This window comes from Paenibacillus sp. CB74, assembly GCF_055687625.1.
Map to the genome: position 1 here is coordinate 6,409,714 of NZ_CM146009.1, position 20,510 is coordinate 6,430,223.

Sequence of the window (20,510 nt, forward strand, 5' to 3'; positions counted from 1 at the left end):
CCATGCTGAAACAAAAGAAGGCCCCTTCATAGGGGCCTTTTTTATGTGGAGGAGGTGTGATGATTTACATTGACGCAAATTTGGAAATCACATATAATCTCCTTAATGTAAGCACTTACCGAAAACGTTTTATGACATAAATACTTCGATAGCTAATTGAGGAAAAGGAGTTAATGATGTCCCTACACAATAACCTAACTAAAATCAACCGTTTATGGTATCGACAACCGGCAAAACGCTGGGAAGAAGCACTACCCATCGGAAATGGCCGTCTTGGAGGCATGGTGTATGGCGGCGCAGCGGATGAACGAATTCAGCTCAATGAAGATACATTATGGTCAGGATTTCCGCGGGATACGATTCAATACAGCAGTCAGCGGTATTTGAAGCAGACGCGTGAGTTAATCATGTCTGGACAGTATGGTGAAGCTGAGGATTTGTTGAACCGAGAGATGCTCGGCCGTGACGTGGAGGCTTACCAGCCAATGGGGCATTTTCTGTTACACCATGAGGGTCTGGACGATCTTTCGTATGAAGCATTTGAGCGTGAACTTGATCTGGAGTCGGGTATTGCTACCACGACGTATTCACGGGAAGGAATTCGTTATGTACGTGAAGTGTATTCCAGTGCTTCGGATAATCTGATGGTTTGCACATGGACTACGGATCGAAAGGCTGCTTTGAATGCCAGCGTTACGCTAGACAGTCCCCACCCTTATTGCGTTGAGACCTCAGGAGATGCACTCACGATGTTTAGCCGTTGCCCGAGTCACGTGGAATCCAATTATTTTAGAGATCACCCGGAATCCGTCCTGTATGAAGAAGATCGGGGAACCGCATATGCAGTACGTGTAGCAGTTACGGCAACAGGGGAGCACGCAAAGGTCTCCAACCTGGAAGGCAAGTTGCACATTCAGGGTGCTGATCAGGTTGTTTTCTATCTGGCAGCGGCTACGTCCTTTGAAAGTTACGATGTGTTGCCTGTGAAGGATAACCGGTTGCTCGAAAAGGAATGCGTGGATATGATCTCCAAAGCGATCACACATGGTGCGGAAGTGCTTCGGGAAAGACATGTACAAGATCATCGCGCATTGTTTAACAGAGTCTCTATTGATTTAGGTGCATCGGTTAACGCAGAATTGCCTACGGATGAGCGGCTACAGGCCTATCAGGCAGGGGAACAAGACCCCGGGTTAGAAGCACTTTATTTCCAATATGGAAGATATCTGTTAATGGCTAGTTCGCGGCCGGGCAGCCAGCCTGCCAATCTGCAGGGAATCTGGAACCATCAGGTAGAACCGCCGTGGCATAGTGACTATACCATCAACATCAACACGGAGATGAATTACTGGCCGGCAGAAGTCTGCAATCTGAGTGAATGTCATGAGCCGCTGTTTGATATGTTGACCGATCTCAGTGATACAGGACGCAGAACGGCGCGTATTCTGTATGGAGCCCGTGGATGGGCTGCTCATCATAATGTAGATATCTGGAGAACCTCTACGCCGACAGGTGGAGATGCAAGCTGGGCTTTTTGGCCGATGGGCGGTGTGTGGCTTACCTCGCATCTATGGGAGCACTATCAATTTACCGGTAATCAACGTTTTCTTGAGGAACGTGCCTACCCCATCATGAAGGAAGCGGCGTTGTTCTGTCTCGACTGGCTGGTGGAAGGACCTGAGGGATATCTGGTTACAATTCCATCCACTTCACCAGAGAACAAGTTTCTGACAGAAGCTGGAGAGGCACGCAGTATATCCATGGCTTCAACGATGGATATGACTTTGATTCGTGAATTGTTTAGCCGTTGTATTGAAGCCTCGAAGCAGCTAAATATAGATGAATCGTTGGCAAGCGAGTGGAGTGAGGCGCTGGACAAACTCTATCCATTCCGTATCGGAAGTGAAGGACAATTGCTGGAGTGGTTTAAGGATTTTGCCGAATCCGAGCCAGGGCATCGTCACGTCTCTCACCTGTATGGACTGTATCCCGGGGAGCAGATCAATCGAGTGCATTCACCAGAACTGGTGGAAGCAGCACGAATATCGCTGGAACGTCGTATCTCACAAGGTGGTGGGCATACAGGATGGAGCTGTGCATGGTTGATCAATCTGTATGCACGACTGCTGGATAGCAGCCATGCACATCAGTTTGTGCGCACGTTACTGGCCCGATCCACACATCCGAATCTGTTCGATGACCATCCACCATTCCAGATCGATGGTAACTTTGGAGGTACGGCTGGAATCGCCGAGATGTTATTACAGAGCCACTTGAACGAGTTACATTTGCTACCGGCACTGCCTGAACTCTGGACTCAAGGTCGTGTTGAAGGGCTTCGTGCTAGAGGTGGTTATACGGTAGCAATTACGTGGACGGACAACAAGCTTGCGTCAGCGGTTATCAAAGCAGATCGAAGTGATTCACTAACCCTTCGCAGTACTTATCCGCTACGTGTGGAAGGAAATGAACAAGCGAAGGCAGAGCTTACGCCCCAGGGCGATTATGTAACTATTTTAACAATGACCGCAGGACAGACGATCCGCGTGTCATCATGAGACGGAGGAGCTAACCATGACCATTTTTCAATTTCCACAAGATTTTCGATGGGGGACAGCAACAGCTTCCTATCAAATAGAAGGAGCTGCACAGGAAGGTGGACGCGGGGTATCCATCTGGGATACATTTGCTCGCACACCTGGCAAAGTATTTAACGGAGACAATGGGGATGTCGCATGTGACAGTTACCACCGGTATGAGGAAGACATCGAACTGATGAAGAAACTCGGGATTAATACGTACCGGTTCTCCATTGCATGGCCGCGCATTATTCCTGACGGAGATGGAGAGATCAATCGGGAAGGACTGGACTTCTACCATCGCTTCGTGGATGCATTGATAGAGGCGGGTATTGAACCGTTCCTCACCCTGTATCACTGGGACCTTCCACAAACGCTGGAGGATGACGGTGGCTGGGGCAACCGCAGAACTGTAGACGCTTTTGTGAAATATGCCGAGGTGATTTTCAAGGAATTCTCGGGCAAGATCAACTTTTGGCTAACGTTTAATGAACCCTGGTGTATCGCATTCCTGTCGAACCTTCTTGGGATTCATGCGCCAGGAAACAAAGACCTGCAAACATCAATTAATGTAGCACATGGATTGCTGGTTGCTCATGGTAAAGCCGTTCAATCGTTCCGTCGCCTGGGGACAACCGGTCAGATTGGTATCGCTCCGAACGTGTGCTGGGCTGAGCCGTATAGCAAATCTCCTGAAGACCAGGCAGCGTGTGATCGATCCATTGCGCTCAATACCGATTGGTTCCTAGACCCGATCTACAAAGGCACGTATCCGCAGTTTATGGTGGACTGGTTCGCAGAAGCAGGAGCTACGGTGCCAATCCAGGAAGGCGATATGGAGATTATCTCGCAACCAATCGATCTGCTCGGCATTAACTATTACACGATGGGAATTAATCGCTTCAATCCGGAAGCGGGTGTTCTTCAATCGGAAGAAGTGGATATGGGCTTGACCAAGACAGATATCGGCTGGCCGGTGGAATCACGCGGTTTGTATGAATTCATGCATTACTTGCAAAAGTACGGCAATGTGGATGTATATATCACGGAGAATGGTGCCTGTATTAATGATGATTTGGAGAATGGCAAAATTAACGATGATCGCCGGATTTCCTATTATGAGCAGCATTTGGCCCAAATCCACCGCATCATTAATGACGGTATTAACCTGAAAGGGTACATGGCATGGTCATTAATGGACAATTTCGAATGGGCAGAAGGCTACCGGATGCGCTTCGGTCTCGTTCATGTCGATTATCGTTCACTTGTAAGAACACCGAAGGAGAGTTATTACTGGTATCAGAATGTCATTAAGAATAATTGGCTGGAGACAAGGAACTAAGGGGGGCCCCAATAAATGCAAAAGTATTTTTAAGGGGAAATCAGGTTTGCATTATACATGGATACCTTATTAATGAAGAAAAAGACGGTAACATTGGAGTATTCCAATGCACCGTCTTTTTTGTATTTTTACAGTTATCAAAGAGTAGTTCATAAAGGTTTCATAAGGTCAAGTAGAGTTCCTGTTATGAAAAGACGATTTTTGGGTTATAAGAAGTATGAGTAAAATGAATAATGTTTTGTCAACAGTTGAAAATAAAATAAAGTGTCCAAATTGCGAATAAAATTTGAACATTTGTTGACTAAAATTCATACTGATGTGGTATATTGGTATAAGGAAAGCACTTACAAAAAGGGAAAAGGAAGTGTTTACTATGGCATCGAAGACAGCAATGGTCAGCCAATTGGAGCGCAAAGACAAAAATATGCGGCGCGCCGTCTTGACGATGACAGTTCTGGCATGGGTCGCACTCATTACGGGAGTGGTCATGTGTCTGATCAATTTGAATGATTTTAATGATCGTAATCTTGGCTTGATGGTCGGTATTGGATTCCTTGTAGGTAGTGTGTTTATTTACGTAATTGCCAAAGCAATTGGCCTTGTTCATACACGCCGGGAAGACGAAGGCGCCGATTGATTATAATCCTGCGTTAATTCGTTCATAATAAGACTGGATAAGTACCCGGAATCCAGTCAATAAAGCCCTTTGCGGATTCGTTGACACTGATCAACGGGACTGCAAAGGGTTTTATTTTGTGACTTGATGTGTAAAGATTACAATGTACAAATATCAACCATGCAAGCGATTTGTGAGAAAAAATTCACACATTTAAGGTGTAAAATCGACAAATTTGTTAACAAGAACAAAAAAGTTGTTCATTTCTGATATCTTTAGTAGGAAGAGAGTAGTATACTGATTTTTCAGTATGAGCGAATTTAAGGAGAGGGGATCAAAATGAACAAGAAACCTAGGTCGCTAATCCGGATTATCATTCCGGTTGTCCTGACGTTGGTTACAATTGCATTGATTGTCTGGCCAATGCTGGCAGGCGGACAATACGTTGTTCTGGATCCGAAGGGGCCAATTGGCGCTTCGCAGAGAGATTTGATTGTCATCTCGACAATTTTGTGTGCTGTCATCATTGTGCCAGTACTCATTTTGTCTGCCGTAATCGTATGGCGTTACCGCGATAAGCCGGATAACAAAGCTGCTTATGAGCCTAACTGGTCTCATAGTACGAAGGCGGAGGCAATCTGGTGGACGGTTCCAATTATTATTATTGGACTGCTTGCCATTGTTACTATTCGTTACACGTATGATCTGGAGCCTTCGAAGCCGTTGGCTCACGAGAAAGCACCAATTACCATCCAAGTGTCTTCACTGGATTGGAAATGGTTGTTTATGTATCCTGAGCAAGGGATTGCAACGGTCAACACGCTGAATATTCCGGCAGACCGGCCCGTGAAATTTGAACTCACTGCGGATTCACCGATGAACTCATTCTGGATTCCGCAACTTGGAGGACAGATTTATACGATGTCGGGTATGGCGATGACCTTGTATCTGCAAGCAGATCATGAAGGCAAGTACTGGGGTTCAGGCGCTAACTTCACAGGTGAGCATTTTGGAGAAATGCGTTTTGATGTGAATGCTACATCGGACGAAGATTTTGACAAGTGGGTCGCTGAAGTGAAACAGAATTCTCAGGAATTGACTACAGAGGGTTACGCTGCACTGGCTGAACCAGGAACAAGCAATGTAGCTTATTATTCTGCCTTCCCAGAAGGATTGTTCCAAAATATTGTGACCAAGTATGTTGTCGATGGTCAAAGTGCTCACAGTAAGCATGGAAGTTCAAGTGAAGCTTCTGGAGCCATTCAAAGTCAAACAGATGTGTCCAATCAAGATAAGGACAAGAGTGCTAACTAAAGATTCGAAAGGAGGCCCCCAATGTTAGAGAGACTTAAAGAGTTCGCATCGGAGTTTTTCGTAACTGGCGACCCGCTGATCTATGGAGCAGACGTGGCCATCGGTATTACGATGATAACTATCGTAGCGGTGCTGACTTATTTCAAAAAATGGGGCTGGCTCTGGCGTAACTGGTTAACTACCGTCGATCATAAAAAGATCGGTATTATGTATATCATTGCTTCCATTATCATGTTGTTCCGTGGTGGTGTGGATGCATTGATGATGCGTCTGCAGCTGGCTATGCCTAACATGGATTTCTTACATCCTGAACATTATAATCAGGTCTTTACAACTCACGGCACGATCATGATCCTGTTCATGGCGATGCCATTCATGTTTGGTTTATTTAACGTTATCGTGCCATTACAGATCGGAGCAAGGGACGTTGCCTTCCCGTTTCTGAATGCATTAAGCTTCTGGTTATTCTTCCTGGGAGCAATGCTGTTTAACCTGTCCTTCGTTATCGGTGGTTCACCGGATGCAGGATGGCTGAGTTATCCACCTCTATCGGAGCTGTCACACAGTCCGGGGGTCGGACAGAACTTCTATATATGGGGTATACAGATATCGGGTATCGGTTCCCTGGCTACCGGTATCAACTTCCTGGTTACCATCATTAAAATGCGTGCGCCAGGTATGAGATGGATGAAAATGCCGATGTTCACATGGTCGGTATTCTCCACATGTATCATTATCTTGTTTGCTTTCCCGATCTTGACTGTGACACTTGCATTGCTATTCCTCGACAGGTTTGCCGGGGCGCATTTCTTCACACTTGATCTGGGCGGTAACCCAATGATGTATATCAACTTGATCTGGATGTGGGGTCACCCTGAGGTATACATTGTCGTCTTGCCGGCATTCGGTGTGTTCTCTGAGATTGTAAGTACCTTCTCGCGGAAAAAACTGTTTGGTTACAAGTCAATGGTATTTGCAATGTTAATCATCAGCTTCCTGTCCTTCTTCACATGGGCGCATCACTTCTTCACGATGGGTTCAGGAGCGGACGTGAATGCATTCTTCGCCGTAACTACGATGTTGATTGCTATTCCAACAGGGGTTAAGATATTTAACTGGCTGTTTACCATGTATCGAGGAAGGATTCGCATGGCGACTCCGATGATGTGGACACTTGCCTTTATCCCGTGCTTTATTGTCGGGGGTATGACAGGCGTTCTGTTATCCGTTGCTCCTGCTGACTTCCAGTTCCACAACAGTTACTTCCTGATTGCCCACTTCCACCAAGTATTGATCGGTGGCGTTGTCTTCGGATACTTCGCTGGTCTGTATTACTGGTGGCCTAAAATGTTCGGTTTCCAACTCGAAGAGAAACTGGGCAAATGGGCATTCTGGACTTGGAATATTGGTTTCTATGTCTGCTTCATGCCGCAGTACGCTGTCGGTCTGATGGGTATGACACGTCGTCTGAGCACATACGGCTGGGATACTGGCTGGTGGGAACTGAACTTCGTATCCACAATCGGGGCATTCCTGATGGGTGTCGGATTCTTGTTCCAAGTTGCACAAATTGCAGACGGTATTCGCAAATACAAAACACTTAAAGCTTCCGGCGATCCATGGGATGGTCGTACGCTCGAGTGGTCGATTCCTTCACCAGCTCCAGAGTACAACTTCGCTGTTACACCGCGCGGAGATGATATTGATGAGTGGTGGGAAGAGAAAGAACGTCGTGCGAAAGGCATTCATCCGCCTGAGCCTGTATATGAACCAATTCATATGCCGAAGAATTCTTCGATTCCGTTCATTATGTCTGTCTTCTGGTTTGTAGCCGGCTTTGGCTTCGTATTCGGATGGCTGTGGATGGCGATTCTCGGACTTGCTGGCGTAGGCATCTGTATGATCGCCCGTTCATTCTCTTACGATACGGATTATTACATTCCGGTCGACGAAATTAAGCGTACCGAAGCGTCGTTAAGGGGGTCGGTATAGATGGCTCAAGCAGCCGCTAAGCACGGTGAGAATCATGCGCATGGTCATGACCATGGCCACCATGATCCACAGGAAATGAAAATTCTCGGATTCTGGTTCTTCCTGATTTCCGACGTTATCTTGTTCTCCGTATTGTTCGCAACCTTCATTGTGTTGCGTGACAATACGGCGGGCGGACCGATTTTGTCCGAACTGATCAAAATGCCTGGCGTTATCGCTGAGACATTTATCTTGCTCACGAGTTCATTTACGAGCGGACTTGCCGTTCTGGCAATGAACCAGGGTAAAGTGAAACAATTGATTAACTGGCTGATTGTTACAGCTGTTCTGGGTGCAAGCTTTATCGCCCTGGAGGTTTATGAGTTTATTGAGATGGTTCACGAAGGCTTTAGTTACACGACGAGTGCAGCTTCGGGTGCATTCTTCACCCTCGTGGGTACTCACGGACTTCACGTATCGCTTGGTCTGATCTGGATGATCGGACTCATGTTCCAACTGAAAAAACGTGGGATTACCGACGTTACTCGTGGTAAGATCAACGTTATCAGCTTGTACTGGCACTTCTTGGACGTCGTATGGATCTTCCTCCTGTCGATCGTCTATCTCATGGGGGTGATGTAGATGGCAGAGCACAACTCACATGATTCCCACGGCCATGAACAACATGGCTCACTGAAGTCTTATGTCATCGGCTTCATTCTGTCCGTCGTACTGACAATCATTCCACTTGTGGTGGTTCTGAACGACATGATGGGCAAAACAGGAACACTCATTGTGATTCTGGGTACAGCAGCACTTCAGTTTGTGGTTCAACTCTTCTTCTTCATGCATATTCGTGAAACAGAAAAACCACGCTGGAATGTAATGGCACTTATATTCGGATTGCTGATTATGATGACCATCGTAATTGGTTCGATCTGGATCATGCTTAACAACGCTGTTGCACATTAATATGTGAATCAAAGAAGATCTCCCGGTCTGTGATACAGACTGGGGAGATCTTTTTTTGTTCTTATTAAGAAATAAACATCGTTAATTATTAATGAAATAAATCATTTTAAAAATAAAGGTACACAAAAGATACATAATGAACTAAAATGAACTTATATGAACATGTTCAAACTCAATCCCAACTAATTTAAATGACGAAAGGAATGGATTAATAATGGAAAATCGTTATGCTGCACATCCCAATGAAGTGAAAACGTATGATACATCTCGCCTGCGTGAGGAATTTTTGATGGAGCAACTCTTTGCTACCGATGAATTGGTAACGGTATATTCTCATGTGGATCGTTATATTGTGGGAACGGCTGTACCTGAGAGCAAAGACATTACCCTTGAAGTGAACCTGAAGGATATCGGAACGAACTTTTTCCTGGAGCGCCGTGAAATCGGTATCATTAATGTAGGTGGTCATGGAACAGTAACAGCGGATGGCCAAGGTTATGAGATTGGAGCAAAGGAATGTCTCTATATCGGTAGAGGTGTGAAGGAAGTTGTGTTCACGAGCAGTGACAAGGCTCAACCTGCACAATTCTATTTTGTATCCACACCGGCTCACCATACCTATCCAACAGTAAAAGCAACACAAGAGCAGGCTCAGCCGAATCATCTGGGCAGCATCGAAACTTCCAATGAGCGTACGATCTATCGTTACATTCACCAAGGAGAAGGTGGAATTCAGAGTTGTCAGTTGGTAATGGGTATTACCGAACTCGACAAGGGTAACATGTGGAATACCATGCCTGCACATACCCATAACCGCCGTTCCGAAGTATACTTGTACTGGAATCTGCCTGAGGATGGCGTTGTATTCCACATGATGGGTGAGCCAAACGAAACGCGGCATCTGGTTGTACGCGACCGTCAGGCGATCATCTCCCCAAGCTGGTCCATTCACAGTGGTGTGGGTACGAGCAATTACACCTTCTGTTGGGCGATGGCTGGTGAGAACCAGACGTTCGAAGATATGGACGGCGTAGCGATGAAAGACCTGAAATAATAAATTACAGATGTCTGAGTTAAATTGACAGGGTAGACACTATAACGGAGGGGACAGAAAGGACCAGAAGAAGCGAAGCGTGCGCCTTTATCACCAGATTTCTCCCTTTAAATAAGGGATCAAAGGAAATATGGGGATAAGAGTGATCGGAAGGTTTTCTGTACCCGAAGTGTAAGTGTGAAACTGCCATTTGACTCAGGTGGTATAGGAAGTTGATTAGGATGAATCCATTGAAAAGACATGAAAAAATTATGGAGGCTCTGCTGGAGCGCCAGGAAGTAACCGTCAGTGATCTGAGTGAGCTGTTGCAGGTGACTGGGAAAACAGTGCGAGAGGATCTCGACAAGTTGGAAAGTATGGGTCTGCTCGTACGTGTTCATGGTGGTGCTATGCTGGCTCAGAATGACCAGTATGGCATCTTGAACAGCCGGGGAGTTACCGAGAAGCATCAATCGGAGAAAACGGAGATTGCTGAACGGGCCCTTGCTTACATTCGACCTGGCGATATCGTTGCTCTTGATGGTGGAAGCACCACGCTCGAGATGGCTAAACGTCTCGACAATCAGCCGCTGACGGTGGTGACCAACGACTTGTTCATTATTGCTGAGCTTACCAAGAAGGAGCAAGTGCGACTGGTTGTGCCTGGCGGGGCTCGTGTACGGAATATGCTCGTGGGGGATGACACGGCTGCATTTATCTCCGGTCTTAACATTCATAAAGCCTTTATATCCACGACAGCACTTCATCCGGAATTTGGATTATCCATATACACGGGAGATCTGGTTCCTTTGAAAAAAGCAATGATATCTGCCTCCCAGCAGGTATATGGCGTTGTGGATCATTATAAATTCGGACAATTCGCACTGCGAACTTTCGCCCAGTGTTCGGAACTGGACTATATTATCAGTGATCATCGTTTGGATGAAGAGACAGTTGCCTTATACGAGCAGAGCGGTGTCACAGTGGATTATCAAAGTTAACCTCATTCATGATTCATGGGATTAAAGAACGGACAGATCGATGAATTGCATATCAAAACCATGCGGAGGAATCATTCATGAACCCATTTGATTTAAGCGGACAAGTTGCAATGGTAACAGGTACCTCGGGAGGACTTGGACAAGGGATGGCCATTGGTTTGGCGGAAGCAGGCGCTGATGTGGTGCTGGTCTCTTATTCCAAACCTGCCGAAACGGCAAGTGCCATTGAAGCACTCGGACGCAAAGCTTATGTGATTGAAGCGGATTTAAGTCGTGAAGATGAGTTGGCGGCTGTGTTCGAACAGGCGCTTGCGTTCCAAGGCAGAATTGATATTCTCGTCAACAATGCGGGAATCATTCGCCGCACACCTGCGGCTGATCATGCAGGGAAGGACTGGCATGATGTCATTGGTCTGAACCTGAACACGGTATTTTTCCTAAGCCAATTGGCTGGCAGACATATGATTGAACGCGGAAGCGGCAAAATCATTAATATTGCATCCATGTTGTCCTATCAAGGTGGGATTAACGTGCCAGGGTACACAGCCAGCAAACATGGTGTTGCCGGTTTAACCAAAGCACTCGCCAACGAATGGGCAGGGAAGGGAATCCAGATTAACGGTATCGCACCTGGTTATATGGAAACCGATAATACTACTCAGATCCGTGCGGACGAGAATCGTTACCGGGATATTACAGCCCGTATTCCTGCGGGGCGTTGGGGAACACCGGAAGATCTAAAAGGCCCGGTTGTCTTTCTGGCATCTGCCGCTTCGGATTATCTGAATGGTCATGTGCTGAATGTCGATGGTGGCTGGATGGCACGTTAATCGCTTGATCATCGGATTAGCATAAGGAGGCAGTGAGATGAAACTTGGTATTCTGGCACATACATTTGGTAAACAGCCTACAGCACAGCTCGCGCAGACCATTGCAGATAACGGATTCAACTCTGTACAGCTGGCACTTGCCAAAGCATTATCCGATGTGGACTCATCGAATGGCAAGCTGAGCCCCGGTCTGGCGAATGAGATTGGAGATCAATTTGCACAGCGCGGAGTGAAGATTGCGGTACTGGGCTGTTATATTAATCCGATTGACCCTGATCCGGTAAGCCGCCGTGCGGATATTGATCGATTCAAGGAACATCTGCGTTATGCCCGGGATTTCGGTTGCAGCATGGTCGCAACGGAGACCGGAAGCTTGGACACCTATCAGGATACGCATCCGGATGGATATGAAGAGAAGGCGTGGAGTGTGCTGAAAGAAACGGTTGAGGAGTTGGCCGAGGAAGCGGAGAAATGGGGCGTGCATGCAGCGATTGAGCCTGTGTCCACACATACCCTTCATACTCATGAACATATGACACGTTTGTTTGAAGAGATTCCTTCATCCAATCTGGGAATGCTGTTCGACCCGTGTAATCTGATCAAACAACCACATGCAGCAGATCAAGGAGCTTTCTTGCGCGAGGTGATGGAATCGCTATATCAGCGCATGATTGTGATCCATGCCAAGGATGTCGCCTTCGATGCACAGGGAGAGAAGTTTAATCCGGTACCTGGGGCAGGCATACTGGATTACCCGTTATTTTTTGAATTGCTAAAAACGTATAAGCCGCATATCGATATTTCACTTGAAGGTGTAACTGCGGAGCAAGCTGTGCCTGCGGCCAAACATTTGCGTGAAGTATGGGATGCAGTTCGAGTCTAAAAGACAGCCGGTTTGAAAAGTGATGCAGCGCATCTTCATCAGCAGCCGAAAAACCTTTGCGAGGGCAAAGGTTTTTTTGGTATAGAAATGATAATGTATATATTTAATATTTCTCATCGGAAAAATCGGAAATAAGTCTTTTCAAATGCGACATCTTGTGAGAGAATATGGAAAACATACACCACCATGTCAAGACATCATGAACTTATAGAACGTATATATCAAGGGAGGATTCAGATTTATGTCAAACGAACGTGAGCTTTCATTTGAAACATTGGCAATTCATGCAGGTCAGGAGATTGATCCAACTACCAACGCACGAGCAGTTCCCTTGTATCAGACAACATCCTATGGCTTCAAGGACACTGAGCATGCAGCTAATCTGTTTGGTTTGAAAGAGTTTGGCAACATCTATACCCGTCTGATGAATCCAACCACTGACGTATTTGAGCAACGGATTGCTGCGTTGGAAGGCGGAGCTGGGGCGCTGGCTACTGCTTCTGGTCAAGCAGCCATTACGTTTTCGCTTCTGAATATTGCCGGTGCAGGCGATGAGATCGTGTCTTCGGCGAGTTTGTATGGAGGTACATACAATCTGTTCTCGACAACTTTGCCGAAACTGGGTCTGGACGTGAAATTTGTGGATTCCAGTGATCCTGAGAATTTCCGGGCAGCGATTACGGAGAAAACGAAAGCATTGTATGCCGAAACGATCGGTAATCCAAAGGGGAATGTACTGGATATTGAAGCGGTGGCAGCGATCGCTCATGAACATGGCATTCCTTTGATCGTGGATAATACGTTCCCAAGCCCGTACCTTCTTCGTCCAATCGAACATGGAGCAGATATTGTCGTTCACTCTGCAACGAAATTCATTGGCGGTCATGGTACATCCATTGGTGGCGTTATCGTGGATAGCGGAAAATTTGACTGGAAAGCAAGCGGCAAGTTCCCTGGTTTGACGGAGCCGGACGCCAGTTATAACGGTGTTGTATATACGGAAGCAGTTGGACCGATTGCTTATATTATTAAAGCTCGTGTACAACTTCTCCGTGACTTGGGTGCAACGATCTCTCCATTTAACTCCTGGTTGTTGCTGCAGGGACTGGAGACATTACATCTGCGCGTAGAGCGCCATAGTAGCAACGCCCTTGCGGTTGCGGAATTCCTAGAGAAACATGAGGATGTGTCCTGGGTAAGTTATGCGGGTCTGCCAAGCCACGATTCTTACGAGCTTGCCCAGAAGTATCTGCCAAGAGGGCAGGGCGCCATTCTGACCTTTGGAATCAAAGGTGGTGCGGAAGCGGGTCGTAAATTGATTGAAAATGTTAAACTGTTCTCTCACCTTGCAAACGTGGGCGATTCCAAGTCACTGATCATTCACCCGGCAAGTACGACTCACGCGCAGTTGACTGAAGATGAACAAACTGCCGCAGGGGTTAATCCGGAGTTGATTCGTCTGTCTATTGGCACAGAGAACATTCAAGACATTATTCATGATCTGGAGCAAGCGATCAAAGCAAGTCAGGGAGCAGGTGTAGGCGCATAAATGGTATTGGGTGGATGTGAAACATTCACTTAAGCGATATGCTATAAAATTGGTCAAACGCCTATCAATAGATGCTTTAAGCCGCTGTCTTTATGGACAGCGGTTTTTTGTCTTTTTGAATATGCATGTAGGAGTAAAAGTAATCGTCCGAAAAATACCCATTTACAAATGAGGATCACAGGCATATACTGATTAAAAGTTGTATTGGGTAAAAATAATTGCATAAGCACAAAAATGATTATCATTCTCATTCGAGATGATTGCAAAACCATTCACAAAACCATGCTGCTGCGGGATTCCCGCAGCAGCATGTGTCATTTTTAGGGCATTAACAATGGCTCTCATTCTCAATACAACTTCATTTCTGGGAGCGGAATAGGCAGACTCGTCATCCGCAAATCTAACATTCGAAAGGATTGTGATTTATATGCAAGCGATACATCAACCTCTACACAGACAGAAACAAACAGAACAACGCTCGTCCCAAACACCTGGCCCCAATCGCGGCAAAAAGCCTGATTTTCGAGCCATGGTACAGAATAAAGAGATGCAATCTGCATTGGGCAGCGGGCTTTTAATGCTGATTGCCTGGGGAACTGCACCGTATTTTGGTACCTTATCCATCATGCTCTACATTGTGGCGTATGCCGTGGGGGGGTGGACCAAGGCGAAGGAAGGCATCGAGACACTGGTCAAGGACCGTGATCTTGATGTAAATCTGCTGATGATTGCCGCATCTCTTGGGGCAGCAGCTATTGGTTACTGGAATGAAGGCGCGATGCTGATCTTTATTTTTGCACTCAGTGGTGCGTTGGAAAGTTATGCGACAGAGCGCAGTCATAAGGATATCTCATCGTTGCTCGCGCTGAAGCCGGAGACAGCACTGCGTATTGAGGATGGGCAGATGAACCTTGTGGCTATTGATGATCTCCAGCCAGGTGATCTGCTGTTGGTGAAACCGGGAGAACTCATACCAGCAGATGGGGTCGTGTACCGGGGGAGTTCTTTTATCAATCAATCGTCCATCACCGGAGAATCCCTACCTGTGGACAAAGTTGCGGGGGATGAGGTCTATGCAGGTACGGTAAACGGGGAGGGCGCCTTATACGTGGAGGTCACCAAATCGGCTGAAGGGTCACTGTTCGGAAAAATCATTAAAATGGTGGAAGAAGCGCAGGCAGAAGTGCCGGATTCCCAGCGTTTTATGGAGCGGTTTGAAGGGATATACGCACGCATTGTTGTAGGGGTGACTTTACTTGTGATTGCAGGAACTCCACTGCTGCTTGGCTGGACATGGAACGAGGCATTTTATAAAGCGATGGTATTTCTGGTTGTTGCATCACCTTGTGCATTGGTGTCTTCGATCATGCCTGTCATGTTGTCCGCGATGTCCAGCAGTGCGCGCCGTGGCATTCTCTTCAAGGGTGGTGCCCATATGGAGAATATGGCACGCACGCAGGTCGTTGCTTTTGACAAAACAGGTACATTGACCATGGGCACCCCGCAAGTTACAGATATTATTACAGCTGAAAATATAGATCGCGCCCAGCTGTTAGCTGCGGTAGCAGCGATTGAGAACATCTCCATGCACCCCTTGGCTCGTGCGATCGTAGATCAGGCGAACAAGGAGAACCTTACACTTCAGGAAGCGGAGCATGTACAGGCGCTAACAGGCTGGGGTATCGAAGGAACGGTAAACGATGTGCTCTGGCGTATTGGCAAAACAAATGTAATGGAATCGATGCAGTCAGAGAAGATGAAGGATGATAACGTTGATGGTTCAGATAAACAAGGTGTTAACCGTGTGAAGGTATCTACAGCGTGGAACGAAGTACGCTCCCGTCTTGAGGGGGAGGGAAAAACGGTATCCGTTGTTATCGCTGATGGTGAAATGGCTGGGCTGATCGCCATGCGGGATACGGTACGCCCTCAGGCAGCAGCTGCAGTGAGAAGGCTTGAAGCGATGGGGGTTAAAGTTGCGATGTTAACAGGCGATCGAGCGAGATCGGCCTCTGTAATTGCCCATGAAACGGGAGTAAGTATGGTTTATGCAGACTTGCTGCCGGAAGATAAAGTGAAGCAGGTCCAAGCGCTCCGCAACCAATATGGTCCTGTGCTGATGGTAGGGGATGGGGTTAATGATGCACCTGCACTTGCGGCGGCAACGGTCGGTATGGGGATGGGATTGTCTGGCAGTGGAACTGCACTGGAGGTAGCGGATGCAGTGCTGATGAACGACAATATCGAAGAGATCGCTTGGGTGATTGGGCAGGCACGCCGAGCACAGCGTACGGTGAAGCAAAATATGTGTTTTGCCATCACCGTTATTCTGGCCTTAATTGCAGGTAACTTCCTCCAAGACGTCGCATTGCCTCTGGGTGTGGTAGGTCATGAAGGCAGTACAATTCTGGTTATCCTGAATGGACTTAGGCTGCTACGTTAATCGGATTTGGAGATGAAAATGATTCATTGGTTTTGCTGGTTGTATACGACTGGTTGAACGGCTCACGTTTGAACCTTGGGTCAACGGGTAATGATTCGAAGAGAAAGTTGCAATCATTCGAGGACAAAGGGAGCTGTGAAATATGGGACGTTATGTACAAGTGGAACCGAATGTAAAAGTATATGTTGAAGATATCGGTGAAGGAACTCCGGTTGTCTTTTTGCACGGCTGGCCTGTTAATTATAAAATGTTTGAATATCAATTGAACGTACTTCCGAACCATGGCATTCGTGCCATTGCGATAGATTTTAGAGGATACGGCTTATCAGATAAGCCTTCCACCGGATATGATTATGATCGGATGGCAGACGATGTTCGTGCTGTTATCGATGATCTGGAGCTGAAAGACGTGGTACTCGCAGGGTTCTCCATGGGTGGAGCGATTGCAGTACATTACATGGCCAGACATAAGGGACATGGTGTCTCCAAGCTGGCCTTGTTATCTGCGGCAGCCCCTGTGTTCACACAGCGCGAAGGTTATCCGTATGGATTGACTCCAGAGCAGCTGAACGAGCAGATCATTGAACCGATTTTTGCAGATCGTCCGAAGTTGCTGGAGACATTTGGCGGCATGTTCTTCGCGAAAGAACACAGCCATCCATTCATGGATTGGTTCCACGCGCTTGGTATGGAGGCTTCATCTTATGGTACCATTCGCAGTGCAATTGCCCTGCGGGATGAGGATCTACGAGGTGACCTGAGTTCCATTCAGGTGCCGACGGCCATTTTGCACGGGAAAAAGGATGAGATCTGTCCGTTCGAATTCGCAGAGCAGATGCATAAAGGCATCGCTTCGTCTCAATTGATTGCTTTTGAAGAGAGTGGTCATGGTGCTTTCTATGATGAATTGGAAAAATTCAATTCGGAATTGATTCGTTTCATTCAATCCTGATCAGAAGAGGGCATCATGCTCCTTACAACCTATCCCATTAATTTCATGGAATCTTCATTTGTGGCTAAAAAAAGAACCCGGTCGACAGCTTTAGGTGCTGTTCGCTCTGGTTCTTTTTTCTGTACTGTAAGAGTCTTAAACAAGGGTAAGTATACATTCTTCAATTAAAACAGTTCGGTCAGACCGATCATCGTGATGAGTCCGAGTAAAAACGAGATAGTTGCCACTCGTGCATTGCCGTCGCCGTGACTTTCGGGAATGAGTTCTTTATAGACAATGAACATCATCGCACCGGCTGCAAATGCCAGACCATAAGGGACGAGACCGGATACGAGACTGCTTAATGTGTAACCAATCATCGCTGTAATAATCTCTACTGCTCCGGTGAGGGTGGCAATGCCCAGTGCTTTGAAGCGGCCAATATTCTGGTTCACTAGAAAGAGGGCGACCAGGAATCCCTCCGGCGCATTCTGCAATCCGATGGAGAAGGCAATAAGATTGCCCAGGTTCTCATCCGAGCTTGCGTAGCTGACACCAACCGATAACCCCTCTGGCAGATTATGCATGGTAATCGCTGCAATAATCATGAAGGCTTTGGCTTCAATTTTGAAAGGCATTTTCTCGGGATTCTCCAGATCGACGTGTGGAATCTTCATCTCGAGCACCAGTAGCACCAGGCTACCAAGCATAATACCAAATGCGAGTACAAAGAGATTCGATTGGCCGAGCGCTTCCGGAATGAGATTATAAACCGAGGCTGAGGTCATAATACCTGCAGCGTAGGCCAGCAAGATATCACGCAGACGGTGCGATATTTTGCGCATAAATAGAATCGGTACGGCCCCTAGGCCGGTAGACATGGCTGATATAATACTGCCAATCAGTGCATCGTTCATGCTTCCATTTTCCCTCCTGATGAAGACTTCTTCATAATCGCTGCCGAGCATTGACACCGTACATAAAAGAGATCATAATGAACAACAGATTAGAATGATTATAAATTAGAATTCCGTTTCTGCATAGGATTATTGTCATTACGCAGGCAGGTCTTGTGGACATGATCTAGGCTTTTCGTTCTAGTGTATGCAAAAGCAACAGCTTTTGATGCCGGAGGGACTAACCTTTTTGCAGAACCCGGGGGAGGAACTATACATGTATAAATCAATTATTATTGGAACAGGCCCTGCAGGGCTGACAGCAGCGATCTACCTGGCACGTGCCAACTTGAACCCGCTCGTTATTGAAGGTCCACAACCTGGTGGCCAACTGACAACAACAACGGAAGTGGAGAACTTCCCAGGTTTCCCTGATGGCATCATGGGTCCTGAACTGATGGACAACATGCGTAAACAAGCAGAACGTTTCGGTGCTGAATTCCGTACAGGCTGGGTGAACAACATCGACATGAGCGAGCGTCCGTTCAAGATTCAAGTTGAAGGTATGGGTGAACTCGTATCCGAAACATTGATCCTGTCTACAGGTGCATCTGCTAAATACCTGGGTATCCCTGGTGAAGAAACGAATGTGGGGCGCGGTGTCAGCACATGTGCAACATGTGATGGATTCTTCTTCCGTAACAAAGAGATCATCGTCATCGGCGGTGGTGACTCTGCCCTTGAGGAAGCAAGCTTCCTGTCCCGTTTCGGTTCCAAAGTAACGCTGGTACACCGTCGTGAAGAACTGCGTGGCTCCAAAATTATGCAGGATCGTGCACGCAGCAACGAAAAAGTAGAAATGGCTTTGAATCGTACACCACTTGAAGTCCTTGCTGGTGACAACGGCGTAACAGGTCTGAAAGTATTGAACAACGAAACAGGTGTAGAAGAAGTGATTCCGGCAAGCGGCGTATTCGTAGCTATCGGTCACACACCAAACACTGGTTTCCTTGGCGGACAGATCACTACGGACGAACATGGATATATCCTGACTACACCAGGTACATCCGAGACAAACATCCCAGGCGTATTCGCATGTGGTGACGTGCAGGATACACGTTACAAACAAGCAATCACAGCTGCAGGTAGCGGATGTATGGCTGCTATGGACACCGAGAAATACATTGAAAGCTTGGAGCACAGCGCAGTTGTTCTGTAATAGAATGAGCTGATTCCACTGATTTCAACCAAACGATAGAATAATATAAACCATATGAGGTGAATTAAACATGGAAAACGTAATTGTATATACATCAACGAACTGCCCGAACTGCAAATCCGTAAAAACATTCCTGGCTGACAAAGGGATCTCTTATGAAGAGCGCAACATCGAAACTAGCGATGAATTTGCACAACAAGTGTGGGACATGGGTGTACGTGCCGTGCCATTGACTGTCATTGGTGAACACCGCATTCTGGGTATGAACAAAACGCAATTTGCCAAAGTATTGGACGCTTAAATTACGCTGATCATCTGGAACATGATGTGTTGAAGAACGTTTCAATTCATATGCAATTCCGGTTTTCGCGAGCCGTTAGGATATAGAAAGAACCGTACCCCGGAGGGTACGGTTTTTTGTGCGTTTTCTTTGAATGGATCGGATGGTCGTAAACATCATTCAGAATTGTCCGATACACAGAAGTACGAAATCATTTTTCTAAGACGCAGAGCATAATTGAGGTGAACAAGCAGCATGATTATAAGATTAAGAGCAGCATTTTCGATTCTGGTAACAGTCGAGTTAGAGATATCCACGCTCACATACTAGTTAAAACAACTGGAATTAAGGCCAGTATTATTATAACCGATATTACTATTTTTTTTGTTCGGGATTTGATCATTAGTTTTCGCGAAGTATACCATTCTCCAAAATTATAAAATCTAGAATGAATAAGAAAAGTTATCAAACAATTAATTACAAAGAATATCAAAATATAGTCTTTTGGATTAACACCCATCCTAGGATAAACTTGCAGTTCTATACCCCATAGTAAGGTTATACCAATAAAATAAAGAATAGAACAAAGTATAAAATCAAACAGGAAACCAAATGTCTTTTTAAGCATATTAAAGCTCCTCTCTTATCTAG

18 protein-coding genes are annotated in these 20,510 nt (G+C 46.4%); 16 read left to right on the forward strand and 2 right to left on the reverse strand.

Annotated elements, in window-relative coordinates; translation table 11 throughout:
• Positions 1–173 precede the first annotated feature (173 nt).
• The 12 genes from ACX9NY_RS28205 to ACX9NY_RS28260 all read left to right on the forward strand — a co-directional run bounded on the left by ACX9NY_RS28205 (position 174) and on the right by ACX9NY_RS28260 (position 14,090).
• On the forward strand, positions 174–2,558 hold the full coding sequence (locus tag ACX9NY_RS28205; protein ID WP_472476326.1) for a glycoside hydrolase family 95 protein: 2,385 nt from the start codon (positions 174–176) through the stop codon (positions 2,556–2,558).
• 16 nt (positions 2,559–2,574) lie between these two features.
• The gene (locus ACX9NY_RS28210; protein ID WP_339257447.1) at positions 2,575–3,921 is read left to right on the forward strand and encodes a GH1 family beta-glucosidase; all 1,347 of its coding nucleotides are present in this window, start codon (positions 2,575–2,577) and stop codon (positions 3,919–3,921) included.
• 373 nt (positions 3,922–4,294) lie between these two features.
• Positions 4,295–4,558 carry a hypothetical protein gene (locus ACX9NY_RS28215; RefSeq protein WP_091038518.1) on the forward strand — a complete coding sequence of 88 codons (264 nt, stop codon included), beginning with the start codon at positions 4,295–4,297 and terminating at the stop codon, positions 4,556–4,558.
• 318 nt (positions 4,559–4,876) lie between these two features.
• On the forward strand, positions 4,877–5,851 hold the full coding sequence (cyoA, locus tag ACX9NY_RS28220) for a ubiquinol oxidase subunit II (protein WP_472476329.1): 975 nt from the start codon (positions 4,877–4,879) through the stop codon (positions 5,849–5,851).
• Between the two features lie 21 nt (positions 5,852–5,872).
• A complete protein-coding gene (locus ACX9NY_RS28225; RefSeq protein WP_339305609.1) occupies positions 5,873–7,843 on the forward strand; it encodes a cbb3-type cytochrome c oxidase subunit I in 1,971 nt (656 codons plus the stop codon).
• Positions 7,844–8,464: a cytochrome o ubiquinol oxidase subunit III gene (gene cyoC / locus ACX9NY_RS28230; RefSeq protein WP_278298254.1), complete on the forward strand. Its 621-nt coding sequence runs from the start codon at positions 7,844–7,846 to the stop codon at positions 8,462–8,464.
• Positions 8,465–8,794: a cytochrome o ubiquinol oxidase subunit IV gene (gene cyoD / locus ACX9NY_RS28235; protein WP_091019256.1), complete on the forward strand. Its 330-nt coding sequence runs from the start codon at positions 8,465–8,467 to the stop codon at positions 8,792–8,794.
• Positions 8,795–9,008: 214 nt separating this feature from the next.
• The gene (kduI, locus tag ACX9NY_RS28240) at positions 9,009–9,848 is read left to right on the forward strand and encodes a 5-dehydro-4-deoxy-D-glucuronate isomerase (RefSeq protein ID WP_036606918.1); all 840 of its coding nucleotides are present in this window, start codon (positions 9,009–9,011) and stop codon (positions 9,846–9,848) included.
• A 221-nt stretch (positions 9,849–10,069) separates the two neighbouring features.
• Complete coding sequence (locus ACX9NY_RS28245; RefSeq protein WP_339237797.1) at positions 10,070–10,828, forward strand: DeoR/GlpR family DNA-binding transcription regulator; 759 nt, start codon at positions 10,070–10,072, stop codon at positions 10,826–10,828.
• A 77-nt stretch (positions 10,829–10,905) separates the two neighbouring features.
• On the forward strand, positions 10,906–11,658 hold the full coding sequence (gene kduD / locus ACX9NY_RS28250; RefSeq protein ID WP_339237795.1) for a 2-dehydro-3-deoxy-D-gluconate 5-dehydrogenase KduD: 753 nt from the start codon (positions 10,906–10,908) through the stop codon (positions 11,656–11,658).
• A gap of 37 nt (positions 11,659–11,695) precedes the next feature.
• Positions 11,696–12,541 (forward strand): sugar phosphate isomerase/epimerase family protein, encoded by an 846-nt coding sequence (locus ACX9NY_RS28255; protein ID WP_339237793.1) that lies wholly within the window; start codon positions 11,696–11,698, stop codon positions 12,539–12,541.
• A gap of 241 nt (positions 12,542–12,782) precedes the next feature.
• Entirely contained in the window at positions 12,783–14,090 is a 1,308-nt protein-coding gene (locus tag ACX9NY_RS28260) for a homocysteine synthase (protein WP_339257438.1), read from the forward strand.
• A gap of 192 nt (positions 14,091–14,282) precedes the next feature.
• On the opposite strand, the gene ACX9NY_RS28265 is transcribed toward ACX9NY_RS28260, so the two are convergent.
• Positions 14,283–14,435 (reverse strand): hypothetical protein, encoded by a 153-nt coding sequence (locus ACX9NY_RS28265; RefSeq protein ID WP_472476334.1) that lies wholly within the window; start codon positions 14,433–14,435, stop codon positions 14,283–14,285.
• A gap of 82 nt (positions 14,436–14,517) precedes the next feature.
• Here ACX9NY_RS28265 and ACX9NY_RS28270 point away from each other — a divergent pair, with 82 nt between their 5' ends.
• Positions 14,518–16,533: a heavy metal translocating P-type ATPase gene (locus tag ACX9NY_RS28270; RefSeq protein ID WP_472476336.1), complete on the forward strand. Its 2,016-nt coding sequence runs from the start codon at positions 14,518–14,520 to the stop codon at positions 16,531–16,533.
• Positions 16,534–16,675: 142 nt separating this feature from the next.
• Positions 16,676–17,485, forward strand: coding sequence for an alpha/beta fold hydrolase (locus tag ACX9NY_RS28275; protein ID WP_472476338.1), 810 nt, complete (start codon positions 16,676–16,678; stop codon positions 17,483–17,485).
• A 164-nt stretch (positions 17,486–17,649) separates the two neighbouring features.
• On the opposite strand, the gene ACX9NY_RS28280 is transcribed toward ACX9NY_RS28275, so the two are convergent.
• The gene (locus ACX9NY_RS28280; RefSeq protein WP_253440965.1) at positions 17,650–18,381 is read right to left on the reverse strand and encodes a ZIP family metal transporter; all 732 of its coding nucleotides are present in this window, start codon (positions 18,379–18,381) and stop codon (positions 17,650–17,652) included.
• Between the two features lie 256 nt (positions 18,382–18,637).
• Here ACX9NY_RS28280 and trxB point away from each other — a divergent pair, with 256 nt between their 5' ends.
• Both trxB and ACX9NY_RS28290 read left to right on the forward strand, forming a co-directional pair.
• Positions 18,638–19,579: a thioredoxin-disulfide reductase gene (gene trxB, locus ACX9NY_RS28285; RefSeq protein ID WP_105601888.1), complete on the forward strand. Its 942-nt coding sequence runs from the start codon at positions 18,638–18,640 to the stop codon at positions 19,577–19,579.
• Between the two features lie 70 nt (positions 19,580–19,649).
• Positions 19,650–19,880, forward strand: a complete 231-nt coding sequence (locus tag ACX9NY_RS28290; RefSeq protein ID WP_339237784.1) for a glutaredoxin family protein — start codon at positions 19,650–19,652, stop codon at positions 19,878–19,880.
• Positions 19,881–20,510 lie beyond the last annotated feature (630 nt).

What these genes read in the sequence shown, in the direction of transcription:
- ACX9NY_RS28205 (WP_472476326.1), top strand. Translation starts at nt 174, where the DNA reads ATGATGTCCCTACACAATAACCTAACTAAAATCAACCGTTTATGGTAT.
- kduD (WP_339237795.1), top strand. Translation starts at nt 10,906, where the DNA reads ATGAACCCATTTGATTTAAGCGGACAAGTTGCAATGGTAACAGGTACC.
- ACX9NY_RS28215 (WP_091038518.1), top strand. Translation starts at nt 4,295, where the DNA reads ATGGCATCGAAGACAGCAATGGTCAGCCAATTGGAGCGCAAAGACAAA.
- cyoA (WP_472476329.1), top strand. Translation starts at nt 4,877, where the DNA reads ATGAACAAGAAACCTAGGTCGCTAATCCGGATTATCATTCCGGTTGTC.
- ACX9NY_RS28260 (WP_339257438.1), top strand. Translation starts at nt 12,783, where the DNA reads ATGTCAAACGAACGTGAGCTTTCATTTGAAACATTGGCAATTCATGCA.
- ACX9NY_RS28225 (WP_339305609.1), top strand. Translation starts at nt 5,873, where the DNA reads ATGTTAGAGAGACTTAAAGAGTTCGCATCGGAGTTTTTCGTAACTGGC.
- ACX9NY_RS28245 (WP_339237797.1), top strand. Translation starts at nt 10,070, where the DNA reads ATGAATCCATTGAAAAGACATGAAAAAATTATGGAGGCTCTGCTGGAG.
- ACX9NY_RS28210 (WP_339257447.1), top strand. Translation starts at nt 2,575, where the DNA reads ATGACCATTTTTCAATTTCCACAAGATTTTCGATGGGGGACAGCAACA.
- kduI (WP_036606918.1), top strand. Translation starts at nt 9,009, where the DNA reads ATGGAAAATCGTTATGCTGCACATCCCAATGAAGTGAAAACGTATGAT.
- cyoD (WP_091019256.1), top strand. Translation starts at nt 8,465, where the DNA reads ATGGCAGAGCACAACTCACATGATTCCCACGGCCATGAACAACATGGC.
- ACX9NY_RS28255 (WP_339237793.1), top strand. Translation starts at nt 11,696, where the DNA reads ATGAAACTTGGTATTCTGGCACATACATTTGGTAAACAGCCTACAGCA.
- ACX9NY_RS28290 (WP_339237784.1), top strand. Translation starts at nt 19,650, where the DNA reads ATGGAAAACGTAATTGTATATACATCAACGAACTGCCCGAACTGCAAA.
- ACX9NY_RS28280 (WP_253440965.1), bottom strand. Translation starts at nt 18,381, where the DNA reads ATGAACGATGCACTGATTGGCAGTATTATATCAGCCATGTCTACCGGC.
- cyoC (WP_278298254.1), top strand. Translation starts at nt 7,844, where the DNA reads ATGGCTCAAGCAGCCGCTAAGCACGGTGAGAATCATGCGCATGGTCAT.
- ACX9NY_RS28265 (WP_472476334.1), bottom strand. Translation starts at nt 14,435, where the DNA reads ATGAGAGCCATTGTTAATGCCCTAAAAATGACACATGCTGCTGCGGGA.
- ACX9NY_RS28270 (WP_472476336.1), top strand. Translation starts at nt 14,518, where the DNA reads ATGCAAGCGATACATCAACCTCTACACAGACAGAAACAAACAGAACAA.
- ACX9NY_RS28275 (WP_472476338.1), top strand. Translation starts at nt 16,676, where the DNA reads ATGGGACGTTATGTACAAGTGGAACCGAATGTAAAAGTATATGTTGAA.
- trxB (WP_105601888.1), top strand. Translation starts at nt 18,638, where the DNA reads ATGTATAAATCAATTATTATTGGAACAGGCCCTGCAGGGCTGACAGCA.